Genomic DNA, 13,821 nt, shown 5'->3' with positions numbered 1-13,821 from the left:
TTTGAGACGGCCTCTTTTCCTTTCATTCCTCCACCGTCAGTTCCAGCAGCACCGGAAGATGGTCGCTGTATCCTCCATGATACCGTCTTCCTTTATACGTACGGAAAGGCATCTCCCCTCCATACACATTGTCTTCTTCCAACAAGAAAGGGAAACGCAGGATGGCAGCCTTTTCCTTTGAAGTCCGGGTACGGACATCGGGCTGCAGCAAACCTCCGTTCACCACCATCTGATCAAGTACCCCCCATTCACCTTTATAACGGTAGGTACCCTCCGGCTGGTTTTCCATCAGATTATACAATGCACGCACATCCGGTTCATCCGACAAAGCGGAAACCCGCAGACCTTCCTGCAAAGACTTTCCATCTGGATAATCATTAAAATCACCCATGATAATAAGACGAGGATTCTGTCTTTTGGCCATGACCGAGTCGGCTGCCTGACGGATTCTACGGGCTACCCACAAACGATATGGGTCCGTCTTCTCCGCTCCTCCCACACGCGAGGGAAGATGACACACAAACACATCCAAGGTGTCCCCGCTGACCACACGCCCCGAAGCATACAGGATATCCCGGGTAGGCCGCATACCCAACGAATCCGACGGAATACGTATTTTCTGTGATATCAGCAGACGGAATGAGGCAGGCTGATACAGCAGCGCCACATCAATGCCACGCTCATCGGGCGAAGAAGTCATCACATATTTATACCCCGCCTCCCGAAGAGAGGAATAACGGGTCAGACTTTTCAGACAGAAATCATTCTCTACTTCACACAAACCGACCAAATCGGGCACCTGTTCTTTCCCCGCCGCCAAAATCACCTTTCCAATCTTATCCAGCTTGTCCTGAAAACGAGAATATGTCCAATTCCGTACACTCCCTGGAAGAAACTCTGTATCCTGCTTCAACGAATCGTGACGGCAGTCAAACAAGTTCTCCACGTTGTACTCCATCACCCGAAACGAATGCTGTGCCAGGAGCGGTGTGGCCCACAAGCCACACACCATCCCCAGCAAACTATAAATCATTTTTCTCATACACGAGCCGGAATATGAGCCAACACATCCAGCAGGTGACGCCAGAACTTATCTACCGTAGGAATCAACATACGTTCGTCCGGTGAATGTACACCGCGCAACGTCGGTCCGAAAGAAACCATGTCCAACGACGGGTATTTCTCCAGGAACAAGCCACATTCCAGTCCGGCATGGATAGCCTTCACTTTCGGTTCCACTCCAAACAGACGCTTGTAGCTTTCCACCGCTACCTTCAGGATAGCAGACGACGGATTCGGTTTCCAGCCCGGATAACCGTCCCCAGTGACGCAAGTCGCCCCACCCAGCTCAAAAGCTGCACGTACCATCTGCGACATATCCTCGCGAGAAGACAGAATGGAACTACGCTGGCTGGTCACTACGACAATTTTTCCATCACGCATTTTCATCGAAGCCAAGTTGGAAGAAGTTTCCACCAGTCCCTCAATGTCCTGGCTCATGGCATATACTCCGTGATGCACGGCATACAATGAAAGCAGGAAGCGCTCCATTGCTCCTTTTTCCATCACTTCCGCACAAGGCGTTTCCGATTCCAGTTCCATGACCAGATTCGGTTCCGTTACAGAGAACTCATTTTCCACATCGGCCAGGAACATATTCAGGGCTACCCGTACATTTTCCTTGTCGGCCATCGGCACCGCACATACGGCATGCGCCTCACGCGGAATAGCATTGTGCAAGTTCCCTCCGTCAATCAGGGCCAGATGCAAGTCATACTGCTTCATCAGGATAACCAGAAAACGGTCGAGCAACTTATTGGCATTCGCCCGGTTTTTGTTGATGTCATCCCCAGAATGACCGCCCGTCAGTCCTTTTATAGTCACCCGGAAGAAGAAATAACCTTCCGGAGCCGCTGTCATCGGACAAGGGAATTCAGCCGTAGTACCGGCTCCTCCGGCACACCCGATAAACAGTTCCCCTTCATCTTCCGAATCCAAGTTAATCAGGATATCACCACTCATGAAGCCCTCCTTCAAGGCAAAAGCCCCGGTCAGTCCAGTTTCCTCGTCCACGGTAAACAAGCATTCCAGCGGGCCGTGTTGAATGTCGTTTGCAGCCAGCACCGCCAACTCCGTAGCCATTCCGATGCCATTATCCGCTCCCAGCGTAGTACCTTTCGCTCTCAACCATTCCCCGTCGATATATGTTTCAATCGGGTCCGTCTCAAAATTATGCACGGTCTGGTTGTTCTTCTCACACACCATATCCATGTGCGACTGCAGCACCACCTTCTTCAGATGCTCCATACCCGCCGTAGCCGGTTTGCATATCAGCACATTGCCAGCTTCATCCACCTTGTGTACCAGCCCCTGCGCCTGGGCAAAATCCACCAGATACTTCCGAATCTTCTCTTCTTTCTTAGAAGGACGCGGCACACGACAGATTTCCTCAAAATAATGAAATACCGATGTCGGTTGTAAATCTTTCTTTTCCATAAAAGTATTATCTATTATAACGATTAAAAATTGTATGCAAACAAAAGTTAAATCCACGATTTTTCCCTCCATAAAAGGCTTTTTTAAAGACAAAACCCTAAGGAATCGTGACAAAAACTATATCTTTGCACCACAAAATTAATAGAAATGCTCAAGACTCTTCTGATAACTTTGTTAATAGTTGCTATCTGCATAGCGCTATTATCAGTAAAGATACTTTTCAAGAAAAACGGACGCTTCCCCAACACCCATGTGAGCGGAAGCAAGGCCATGCGTAAAAGAGGAATCGGATGTGTACAGTCGCAGGACCGTGCCGCCCAGCACCTCAATCCCCATGCCATTCCGGAGAGGCAGTCAGCCCAAGCTGATGCTGAATAAAAGGCTAATAATTAACTAAAAACGATTATCGATATCATTATGAAAAAAACGAATGTTTTGAAAGGACTCCTGGCACTTGCCGTAGTATTCCTGTTCGCACAATGTACAGAAAAGAAAGGAACTTCCACTGAAGCGTCTGCTCCGGCAGTAGCAGGTACCAATATGAAAATTGCCTATGTAGAAGTAGACTCCCTGCTGACAAAATACCGCTTTTGGAACGATTTGAACGAACTGATGATTCAGAAAGAAGAAAACATCCGTACCACTTTGAACGAAAAAGCAAAAGAACTGGACGGGGAAATGAGAGAATTCCAGCGTAAATTGGAAAACAACGGATTCGCCAGCCGTGAACGTGCAGAGCAGGAAAATGCCCGTCTGTTGCAGAAACAGCGCGACTTGCAGCAGTTGCAGGAAAAGCTTTACGCTGACCTTCAGGCAGAAAACCAGAAGAACAGCCTGCAGCTCCGCGACTCCATCAATTCATTCTTGAAAGTATACAACCAGAAGAAAGGCTACAGCCTGATTATCAGCAACACCCAGTTGGACAACCTGCTATATGCCGACAAATCACTGGATATCACACAGGAAATCGTAGACGGCTTGAACGCACGCTACAATCCGAGCACCAAGAAATAATTTCTTACCGTTTTATCATACTAAAAAGTCCGGCCATTCCGACCGGACTTTTTTTATTGCAACTCATCGCCTTTGATTACATCTCATTCAGTAATGAATTCATTTCTTTCACCATCAAGGCAGGCGATTTCTTGTTCGTCTTTATCCAACCTTCCGGCGTAAACTCCGACAGTTTGTCATTCAGTTTCTTCAGCTTTCCAGTAGCCCCCTTGGCTTTCAGTTCCTTCCGCAACATGTAGATTTTCTCGCAATCCTGCAAACCCTCTACCAGCCGTTCAAAACGGATACTGCTACGCGGACCCGGATAGATGCTGTAAGTATCCCCAGCTGCCCATGTACGGAAACGAGAGTCGCGCAACGGATCCATCGGCCAGCTGTTCACGGCCCAACGCAGATACCCGTCATATCCACCTGCCACAGCATGTAACGCTGTCCATGCCGCTTCAGCCGGTGCGGAAAACGTAAAGGTATTCGGGAACGCCTCCGTACAACACGTGTACACCGTACTGATTTGTCCCTTGCGCTCGCGCTCCGCTTTCACTTCTGCCGGAAACTGATTCCCGTAAGGTATACTAAGGTAATACAAATCGCCCTGAATCTCTTCATGGTAATTTCCGGCCAGCGTAATCTTGAATTCCGGATCAGCCTCCTTAATCACCTTGATGGCCTCCTGCATAGCTTCCATCGGACGCTCATCCATGGAGATGGCCGTCTTTTCAAACCATCCTTTTTCACGCAGGTGACGGGAAAAATCTTTCAGAAACGTACCCCAGTATTCCGCGTAAGCCTCATCCCCCGGTGCCGCCTTGATAAACTGCACCCGGTTCGTCGCCTGGTCAAAATAATCGAAGCTCAACGCCCACGGAATCATCGTGTAGCAACTGATCAAATCCTTGATGCCGACCTCGTTCATCATGAACTCCACCCACTTATCGAACACCGTATAATCGTACACCCACGTGCCGTCCAACTTCTTCATCCGGAAAATCATGCTGTCATACGCATCCTCCGTCTGTCCGGCCCATGGCTTGTGCATGATGCTGGCAGTGATGGCCCGCTGCCCCGCATTGGCCAGCATCTTCATGATGGGACGCATAGCATCAAAATGCGCCTTGCTCCACAACGGCACCTGATAATAACGCGCCACCGCATACGGATTCTGCCACAAATCCAGATGGAAAGCCCATTTCTGCGGTTCTGGTAACGTGCGGTTCACCACTTCAATCTCAAACGGCAGTTTCATCGCCTCGAAATTCTTCCCGGAAACAATCAGCGTACCTTTATACTTTCCAGGACGTGCCTCTGCCGGTACCCAGACGTTCAGCCACACCGGCTGCGTGGTGCGCGCCTTCACTTCCCGCACCCGTACGATGTCGAGCACATCGGCCACCATCGAAGAATCCCACTCCGCTTTATTTTCACGCGGACCACATCCCCCACTTCCGTCCTTGTTCAGCTCATCAGTCATCACGTAACGCACAAAATATGTATTCACTGCCGAAGAAGGAATCACAGAAGAGCCACTCTTCAGTTCACTGACAGCCATCTCCGCTCCTTCCAAGTCTTTCTGCGTCCACAACACCGCCTGCGCATTCACTCGTTCTCCTTTCCACGCCTTCAACCGAAGCATACCGGTCTCCTTCACATCCGGCACATTCAGCTTTCTATAACGCACATCCGTCGTCCCCCAGCAGAAACGGACCGGAGCCGTCATCTTGTTCCACACTTCCACCCCATCGTGAGGCTTCGTGTCCGTCAGTTCCTCATAATCTCCCAAAGGGAATTTCTCTACCTGCTGTGAAAAGCAGACCGGCCCACATGCAAGCAGCGCCGATAAAATCAACATTTTTTTCATTTCTTATTATTTAGGTTCAATGTTTACTTCATAATACCACGTCATATAATCCCTAGTTCCCTTGCCACCCGGCAGGCCTCTATGGAACTCTTCACCTGAAGCTTCCGCAGGATTTCCTGCCTGTGTCGGCTCACCGTATTGATACTGATGGAAAGCAAGAGGGCAATATCCTTACTCATCATACCCTTGGCAATGAGCCGGAGAATCTGTGTTTCCCGGTAAGACAGAATCTGTGAGTCATTCCGGCGGCCAAGTTCCATCACCTCGCCCGTCACCGAATTGACCACCACACTCTTTCCCGCAAACATCGGGAACCAAGGTGTGTACACGCACAAAGCCAGCCACAACCCGTTCGTCACAGGAGAAGACACATAAAACAACCGATGCAGAACAAACTGATAGTTGCCTGCCCCGTCCTTCATACGCAGCTTGCTGGCCAGATAAAAATCGGCCCGCTTCATCTTCGGCTGACGCCTGACAAAATGGAAAAAGCGGAGTTCCTGCAAATATTTCTCATGCAAATCGTCCGGATGCATCAGCTTCAAAATTCCATCCTCCCAAATCGAATCAATCCGGTTTTCAGCGGCAGGCATACACCTCCAACCCAACGTCTTGGAAAACTGCCCATAATACACATAGCTGACATTGGCATGCATGTCGCTCAACACGGCCACCGCATTTTCCATTTCCGCATAACCAGAAGCAATCTTTTTGTATTTATCCAGCTCCGCCGCCGATAGCCCGCCATCCTTTGAAGCCAGACTTTGCGTCAAAAAACGGCTGTTCAATTCATCTACTATATTCATGAAAATGGTTATTAATCATCATTGTGTATTCGTTGCCCACGCGCTACATTTGCAAAGATAACGAGGAAAAATGATTACCGACAAATGACTCGGGAAACTTTTTACCTATTTAGAAACCTGAATTAATTTCATCCGATATGAAAAAACAACTAATCCTGGGCCTGGCACTCGGTGCATCACTTCAATCCGGAATGGCCCAGACACTGGAAAAAATGCAATGGTTCAACGAACCTGAACAATGGAAAATTGAAAATCAAGCCCTGACCATGTTTGTCACCCCGCAGAGTGACTACTGGCGGATTTCACACTATGGCTTTACCGTGGACGACGCTCCGTTCTATTACACCACTTACGGAGGAGAGTTTGAAGTCAAGGTAAAAGTGACCGGCGATTACAAGACCCGTTTCGACCAGGCCGGACTGATGCTGCGCATTGACCATGAAAACTACATCAAGACAGGCATCGAGTTTGTGGACGGCAAGTTCAACCTGAGCACGGTCGTCACCCACAAGACTTCCGACTGGAGCGTCATCACACTGGACAAGCCGGTACCTTACGTATGGATCAAGGCTGTCAGACGGTTGGATGCCGTGGAAATCTTCTATTCCTTCGACGACAAGGAATATGTCATGATGCGCAACGCCTGGTTGCAGGACCACGTCCCTGTCATGGTAGGTCTCATGGCTGCCAGCCCGGACGGAAACGGCTTCAATGCCACCTTTGAGAATTTCAAGGTAAAGCACCTGCCTGACCTCCGCCGACAAGAATGGTTGAAAAAGAATGCGGAATAAGAAATGAAAAGAGGTTGCATTCCCAGTTGAAGCAACCTCTTTTATCATTTATGACGGAATCTTTTATCACAATCCCTACATATATAATTGGCCTTTGAAATCTTTCCGAATATACAATGACTCTTTCATCTTATAATCTGCTTTTACGCTAAAATACTGATATTTAGACAAAAAACAAAATTTACCTCTAAATTTTTGTCCTTATTTTTTAGGTTAGCTTTTTACCTCCTCATTAATATTCCATAATATTATGATTCCACAGGTTATTTATATAATTATCCTTATCGAAATTTTTATATAAATTATCCACTTCTGTTTGTATTATTTTATCATTTGTACTTTTCAAGTGGTCTGGTAATAAAGATTTTACTTCATCCATATCCATCATCTTACCATCTATGAAATAACGTATGACAAGATTAGACATGAAATCTTTCAAGTTGCATGCAGCTGATTTCAATAATTTTGCGTTCTTATCCAATGCGCGGTCATAATATTCAAGGGCTTTTTGAGGGAAACCTGTCTTTTCATACAGCATACCTGTCAAAAATAACGTGTGGTAAGTGCAGGATTCTTTTTCGCATAATGAAGAAAACAAGTTCAATGATTCTTCTTTTTTCCCTATACGAAACAATATCTCACCTTTCCATAAATAAGAGTATGATATATTCGGATTAATGACTATTGCTCTGTCAATATAAGTGAGAGCTTTTGTCAAGGAATCCACATCGTTCTCATAAAGAAGCACGTAATGTAATGCAGAATTGTACAATGAAGATACTTCAGGAGTTTTCTTCAGTAGCGATAGGTCGTCCGAACTAAAGTTTTGCCCATGTATTCCAATAGAAAACATTATAAAGCAAAATGAAATCAATATATTTTTCATATTTCTTTTTATGCAATTTATCTTTTTATAACTTCTGCTATGACACTATTATTTTTTCCATAATAAGAATCTTTTTCTATTTTTCTCCCTAACTTTGAAACAAAGGTTGATCTTCTATAAAAAACAGCGTCTTTTTTCGCCATTTCAAACCATAATTTAATGTTTGTAGTATTCATATCTTAAACTATAAATATGCAGAATCCCAGAGTCAGTATCAATCCCATCAGACCGCCGGTTCCAAATTGTCGTCCATAATACCGGTTATTTACTACAAATTATTTTACAATAAAAGGAATGTTATATACCATGGCTACGACCCTTCCACCAACTTTTGCCGGCTTCCATTTTGGCATCATGTTTACCACTCGCAATGCCTCGTCATCGATTTCCTTGCCCAAACTTTTCATTATTTCGGCATCACGTATAGTACCATCGGCTTCCACTACGAAGTTCACCAAAACAGTACCCGGTTTGCTATTGGCTGGTTTTCTGAAATTTCTACTGACGAACTCAATCATTGCATCGTGTCCTCCCGGATATTCTGCCAGTTCGTCAACCACGTAGTAAACTCCGTCCTCCCGCTTTTGCGGCATAGAAGGTTTTTTCTGGTTCAATGGCCGACTACCGTTCTTTATAAATACATCCTTATATTTTTTGAAGGAACCAACCGCATCAAGGAATACTGTGATTGACTTCCTTTGTTCATCTGTGAATGAAGTCGGTATAGCGGATATAACCTCACTGGCCGGTGTGTCTATTCCATAAATACAATATTTCAGGAAATAGCTGTCGAGAAAAGAACCAACGGCAGGATTCTTTTTCATCTGAATTTCACACGTTTCCAATGCTTTTTTATAAAAAGCCAGAGCTTCTTCCGACTGTCCTTGTTCTTCCAGTGCTTTAGCTTTCAAAAGATAGAATCCATGTTGTTCCGGATTGTATTTTATCGCCTCGTCAAGGGTCTTTATAGCTTGATCATATTCTTCTTCAGACAATAATAAATTTACTTTATTTCCATAAGCTGTAATATAAGATTGATCCAAAGCGATGGCTTTATCTAACAAGTTCAACGCCTCCGCTATTGAGTCTTTATTTGAAAGATTCCGCAACATAATTTCCGTGGCTCTATCATTCAGGTCAATTGCTTCCTGGGAATATTTCTTCTGTTGGGCCGAAACCGAAATAAATGAGAAGAAAAGAGCAGTAATTAAAAGTTGTTTTTTCATAAACTACATAGTCATTTAAGGTTTATAATTTACATCTATTTCTTATTTCACTCACTTTACAGTTTGTGTTCTTTTGTTAAGTTTCTTTTTTATTACAAGCTATTATAAAAGAGTAAAATGCATAACTCCTTATTAGGGAATCATAGACTTAAGGTAATAATTTTATTCTTATCTTTTATTGTTTGATAATAAAGAGTCTTACCATCCGGTGATAAACGCATTTTGTTTAAACGATTCTCTCCCTTATTGGTGATTAATTTTACTGACTTGGAGTTGGTTAAATCAACCTTAAATACTCCATTCTTTCCAGCAACAATAAAACAATCTTTATTAGGAGTACTTTCTATCAAATATGGGTCGGTCACAATATTATCAAATTTATATGTGATGTCTTCTTCCTTATTCAGACCATCATAACATAAGATATGAAATTTATCATTACTGGCCTTTTTACATATTGTATAATAAGCATTCCCTTTAGGATCGATATCAATTGATATTATTATACCTCTCTTTTCATTGGTTTTTGTAATAGAGCTACGCTCAGTTGGAGAAGAGTACATTGTTTCATCCGAACTGAAATATACTCTTTTACCATCAGCAGATGCTTTAACAGAAAAAATGACATCGTCAGGCAATCTGAAAAGATTCTTATATTTCTTATCTGTAAGATTGAATGAAACCATGTTTTTTTCTTTACCGAAAACAATAACATTGTCTGACAGAAAATCCACTCCAGAGGAAGCGTCAAACTCACTATAGTCTTTAAGACTGTTCTTATAAATAGGAGTGACTCTTCCTGTTTCTAAGTCTTTAATGAAAACAGTAGAGGTAGCATCGGACGACAATTGTTTATAAACCATCATTTTCCCATCATGAGAAATGTTAAAATCAATGATTACATTGGATTTTACGGTAAAAGGGTTTTGTGCCATTAATGTCGTTGTAAACAAAAATAGTACACACAATGTAGTTTTTAAAGCTTTCATATTAGTCTACACATTTATTGTGAATATCAAGAAAATAAATTATTTTCATATCACACATTGGCAATGTTACATTGGTGATGAAATCATCACATAATTTATCGGCATGTTCATAGATAAACTGCAATTTATCTCCAAACAATTCATCAAAATCGGCCTCCACCAGTTTATTTTTGGTGAGATAAAGCAGGACATAACCTATACCGGAAAGACCGTTTTCAAAACCCGGATCATTTGTCTTTGTGAGCAGTGATTCCTGTAATGTCTGTAATGCCTGATCTTCGATATACTCATCTTCCAGAAATCGGGCTACCTCAAACAATGCCAAGGACATACCTGCTTTACCATTAAACAAACCGCTTGAACTGACAGAGCATGAGTTAAGCATTACATGCTCTGCCGCTTTCTTTATCAAGGCTTCATTTATTTCCATCTTATTGAATTCTTCTTGTCACTTATATCTGAAAGGGATTGTAAACAAGCAGGGAACGTTCTTTCCCTTGTCTATCGCAGCTTTCCAGCGGGGCATTAGTGATACCACCCTAAGGGCCTCTTTGTCCGCTGTTTCATCATAACTTTTATCTATTGTGGATGATTTGATATTGCCGTCTGTGTCTATTACCACCTTTACGGTTATAAAGACTTTTTTACAAGAGTATGATTCAGGCAACTTGAAATTCTCTTTTATAAAATCCAACATTCCGTTTACTCCACCGGGATATTCCGGAAACTGTTCCGCCACAAAATATACTCCGTCCTCCCGTTGAATCTGCATCTTCACTTCTTCAGGTTTATGTGATTTATAGTATAAAGGAAAACGATTGTCTTCAAATATGGCCTTACCATTGGAAAGTATAAATGCCTGCTCCATATAGTTCATTATAACCGGATATTTTTCCTTGAACATTAATTCATAATTTTCTAATTTCCTGTATATTTCCACATTCTCATCAGTACATAGCAGACTGTTGAAAAAGGAATACCAGAAAGGGAAATATGCCGTATAGTATTTCTTGCTGAGACGTTCCATCATCAACTCAGGGTTTTCTTCAAGTTTCTTTTTTATAAGATGATGAAGATTACCTCCTATATCATCTACTACTTCACTACCGCCAATGCAAAGAGTTATCAGCCTGTCGTAAAACAAGCTGTCGGGTATCTTGTCTAATTTATACAAACCTTCGTACATGTGTTTCCTGAAACTTGATTTAAGATTATCAAACGAAGGGATATTACCATAAGTAAGCCAGAGTTCATGCCAGGTTATAGGAAAAGCATCGAAGAATTCACGTTGCGTCTCTGCCGTATATCCCGACTTTACCATTAAAGCGAATGTACGGTTCACCTTTGCTGTATCTACAGGAAAACTAAATACTGCCATAAAACAGAATGACAGCAACGATAATAATGCAAGTCTTTTCATAATATACAATTCTAAATGTTAACATATATTCAATACCATACCATTGTTTCCATATTTGCTTAAGAAATCATTATTTTTTTACTGTTGTAGTACTGCCAGATATTTTATAGTCTCCTTGTATCTATTTCATAAAATCCAGGGCAATAATACCATCAGACTACAGATACTTGTTTGATGCGAAATTAAGGCAAACTATCCATTAAACCATTGGTAATCCATAGAAATAAGCTTGTAATATAGATTTGTATATATCTGATTATCAGATACTATACAGTATAAATGCTTGTAATATAAGACAAAGCAATTATAAGTCTAGTTTTTCAACTAAAAACAAGACAATATCTCCACCTTCAGGAATACCAATTTTTTTTCTAATATTAGTTTTGTACTTATGTACTGAAAAGACACTATTCATCCAAATGGCAGCAATCTCTTCTGTCTTGAATCCAGAAACAAGCATGCAACACAACTGGACTTCTTTGTCATTCAGCATAGGATATTTCTGAATAAGTTTTGAATAGAACCCATCAAAAGATAGATCTATATGATTATAAAACTGTTCCCACTGTGTACCTAGCAAATAATTCTCATCTATTATATGATACTTTTCCAAATCTTTAAGAAATCTTGCACTCTGCACTTGCTGTGTTGAGCGCAAAATTGCTATCTTCTTTGCTATCTCAAAATCACGCAAAATAAACTCTTTGACTTCATTTTTTACATTTCTAAGGTTATCCAAAGAATTAATCTGCTGTTGCAAAGCGAGAATCTTATAAACTTGCTTTTTCCGGAGCTGTATATATATCACCAAAGATACGCATAATACTACAAGAAGTCCTACCAGAATGTATTTATAAATGGCTATCTGTCTATGAATAGTTTGTTTCTCACAAATATTCGTATAGGCCTGTATCGCCTTATCCAATGATTCTCCATTCAGGCAATCAAATGCCATTTCATATTTCTCCTTTAGCTTGTTAAGGCATTTTATTTGTTCGCCTGCATCATGATTTAACCGAGCAAACTCTGCACACAACGTATAAAATTCTATTTCCGCAAAGGCATTTCCTCCATTTATACTATTCTCTATCGCCAGAAACTTATATTTTTCTGCATTTAACAAGTCCTTTTTACGATAATAACAATATGTCAAAATTGCGAAACATGTGAATTTATGTTCAATGGATGTTTCCTCAACTACAGCTTCTTTCAGCTTTTCTATGCAAGCATCCCAATGTTGCATTTTGTATAAGGCAATTCCCTGCAAACGTTTTATTTCACTTAAAAATATATTCTTCTTACCAAGATGTTTTTCTATTTCATTCAATTTTTCATATGAGACTTTATATCGATCTAAATATAGAAAGCTTTTGGCAACTTGTATTTGAGTTGATATACTCATATCTTGAAAATTTACATCCTTTATGCATTGATTGGCAAGAGTCTGGTATTTAATAAAATTCAAGGTATTAAATTGCCTGATATACATTTCACCGAGATAGCTGTAAAGATAGAAAAGCCATTCTTGGTCATATTCTTGTCTAGCAATATTTATTGCGGTTTCTATGGTATGGACTTCTTTTGTTATATCATTTTCTTTTTTATAGGTTTCCGCAAGAAGATATAAAGTTTCAAGGTATGGCTGAATCATTTTTTCTTTCTTAAAAATCTGAATGCACCTTTCCAACACACTCTTTGGTGGATAATAATTATTATCCGTATAACTGAGTGTGATTGCAGCTAATATAAAATGAACCGCATCTCTTTTATTCTTTACGCAATTCATGTTTATCGTATCTAACCTTAACAAATAGGATTGTGGATCATTTTCTATCTGAAAAATTATATCATCAAAATTTCTACTCTCCGAATATTCAGAATTACAAGAACCAAGTAATAACAATGAAATACATGCTATTACACCCATATAGTGATTCAGTTTCATATTCATATTATTTTGCATTGTTATATCATGCAACTAAGTGGATTAGATGTTAAAGTCTCATTTTACAACAGCCATTTGTCAAAAGACATAGCTGTTTCAACCTGTATATATTAAACTTGCAACTCGCATCATTGTTTGTCACACAGGAAGATGCCCACAAATATATTGATAAATGGTATTGAACAATGATAAAAAAGGGAAAATATACAGATTATATTCTTTTTTAGCTAAGTTATCATAACAAAACAGTACGATGGATATAGAGTCACCCCATTTGCCAGTAAGGCAGGTACTTTCTCTAATTTATGATTTTTATCAAACTGAAATTCCGCCACATTCAATCTGGGTTTTACACTGCGAATCACTTTCTTTTCATCCTCATTCCCGTCAACC

The 13,821-nt window shown here is 41.3% G+C and carries 14 protein-coding genes; 3 read left to right on the top strand and 11 right to left on the bottom strand.

Annotated elements, in window-relative coordinates; translation table 11 throughout:
- Positions 1 to 22 precede the first annotated feature (22 nt).
- Together OIM59_RS03675 and OIM59_RS03670 are read right to left on the bottom strand one after the other, a co-directional pair.
- Entirely contained in the window at positions 23 to 1,042 is a 1,020-nt protein-coding gene (locus tag OIM59_RS03675) for an endonuclease/exonuclease/phosphatase family protein (protein WP_299173672.1), read from the bottom strand.
- Positions 1,039 to 2,496 (bottom strand): aminoacyl-histidine dipeptidase, encoded by a 1,458-nt coding sequence (locus OIM59_RS03670; RefSeq protein WP_299173675.1) that lies wholly within the window; start codon positions 2,494 to 2,496, stop codon positions 1,039 to 1,041. Before OIM59_RS03670 ends, OIM59_RS03675 begins: the two co-directional genes overlap by 4 nt.
- Before the next feature lie 147 nt (positions 2,497 to 2,643).
- On the opposite strand from OIM59_RS03670, the gene OIM59_RS03665 reads away from it, so the two are divergent.
- Positions 2,644 to 2,874 carry a hypothetical protein gene (locus tag OIM59_RS03665; RefSeq protein ID WP_177864532.1) on the top strand — a complete coding sequence of 77 codons (231 nt, stop codon included), beginning with the start codon at positions 2,644 to 2,646 and terminating at the stop codon, positions 2,872 to 2,874.
- Between the two features lie 39 nt (positions 2,875 to 2,913).
- Complete coding sequence (locus OIM59_RS03660; RefSeq protein ID WP_072541993.1) at positions 2,914 to 3,510, top strand: OmpH family outer membrane protein; 597 nt, start codon at positions 2,914 to 2,916, stop codon at positions 3,508 to 3,510.
- A 76-nt stretch (positions 3,511 to 3,586) separates the two neighbouring features.
- On the opposite strand, the gene OIM59_RS03655 is transcribed toward OIM59_RS03660, so the two are convergent.
- Together OIM59_RS03655 and OIM59_RS03650 are read right to left on the bottom strand one after the other, a co-directional pair.
- The gene (locus OIM59_RS03655; RefSeq protein ID WP_299173685.1) at positions 3,587 to 5,365 is read right to left on the bottom strand and encodes a glycoside hydrolase domain-containing protein; all 1,779 of its coding nucleotides are present in this window, start codon (positions 5,363 to 5,365) and stop codon (positions 3,587 to 3,589) included.
- A 41-nt stretch (positions 5,366 to 5,406) separates the two neighbouring features.
- Positions 5,407 to 6,171, bottom strand: coding sequence for a response regulator transcription factor (locus OIM59_RS03650; protein WP_299173688.1), 765 nt, complete (start codon positions 6,169 to 6,171; stop codon positions 5,407 to 5,409).
- 137 nt (positions 6,172 to 6,308) lie between these two features.
- Here OIM59_RS03650 and OIM59_RS03645 point away from each other — a divergent pair, with 137 nt between their 5' ends.
- Positions 6,309 to 6,962: a DUF1349 domain-containing protein gene (locus OIM59_RS03645; RefSeq protein ID WP_299173690.1), complete on the top strand. Its 654-nt coding sequence runs from the start codon at positions 6,309 to 6,311 to the stop codon at positions 6,960 to 6,962.
- Between the two features lie 232 nt (positions 6,963 to 7,194).
- On the opposite strand, the gene OIM59_RS03640 is transcribed toward OIM59_RS03645, so the two are convergent.
- From OIM59_RS03640 to OIM59_RS03610, 7 genes are all read right to left on the bottom strand, one after another.
- Positions 7,195 to 7,848 (bottom strand): M48 family metallopeptidase, encoded by a 654-nt coding sequence (locus OIM59_RS03640; RefSeq protein WP_139255716.1) that lies wholly within the window; start codon positions 7,846 to 7,848, stop codon positions 7,195 to 7,197.
- A gap of 17 nt (positions 7,849 to 7,865) precedes the next feature.
- Positions 7,866 to 8,024, bottom strand: a complete 159-nt coding sequence (locus OIM59_RS03635) for a hypothetical protein (protein WP_299173695.1) — start codon at positions 8,022 to 8,024, stop codon at positions 7,866 to 7,868.
- A 99-nt stretch (positions 8,025 to 8,123) separates the two neighbouring features.
- A complete protein-coding gene (locus tag OIM59_RS03630; protein ID WP_299173698.1) occupies positions 8,124 to 9,074 on the bottom strand; it encodes a TonB family protein in 951 nt (316 codons plus the stop codon).
- A gap of 140 nt (positions 9,075 to 9,214) precedes the next feature.
- Complete coding sequence (locus OIM59_RS03625) at positions 9,215 to 10,063, bottom strand: hypothetical protein (RefSeq protein ID WP_299173701.1); 849 nt, start codon at positions 10,061 to 10,063, stop codon at positions 9,215 to 9,217.
- Between the two features lies 1 nt (position 10,064).
- Entirely contained in the window at positions 10,065 to 10,493 is a 429-nt protein-coding gene (locus OIM59_RS03620; protein ID WP_299173704.1) for a lanthionine synthetase LanC family protein, read from the bottom strand.
- An 18-nt stretch (positions 10,494 to 10,511) separates the two neighbouring features.
- On the bottom strand, positions 10,512 to 11,483 hold the full coding sequence (locus tag OIM59_RS03615; protein WP_303895118.1) for an energy transducer TonB: 972 nt from the start codon (positions 11,481 to 11,483) through the stop codon (positions 10,512 to 10,514).
- 304 nt (positions 11,484 to 11,787) lie between these two features.
- Entirely contained in the window at positions 11,788 to 13,428 is a 1,641-nt protein-coding gene (locus OIM59_RS03610) for a LuxR family transcriptional regulator (RefSeq protein ID WP_303895115.1), read from the bottom strand.
- Positions 13,429 to 13,821 lie beyond the last annotated feature (393 nt).

Origin of the sequence: Bacteroides mediterraneensis (assembly GCF_025993685.1) — a bacterium.
Lineage (GTDB): Bacteria > Bacteroidota > Bacteroidia > Bacteroidales > Bacteroidaceae > Phocaeicola > Phocaeicola mediterraneensis_A.
This window is presented reverse-complemented; position numbering and strand designations above follow the sequence as displayed.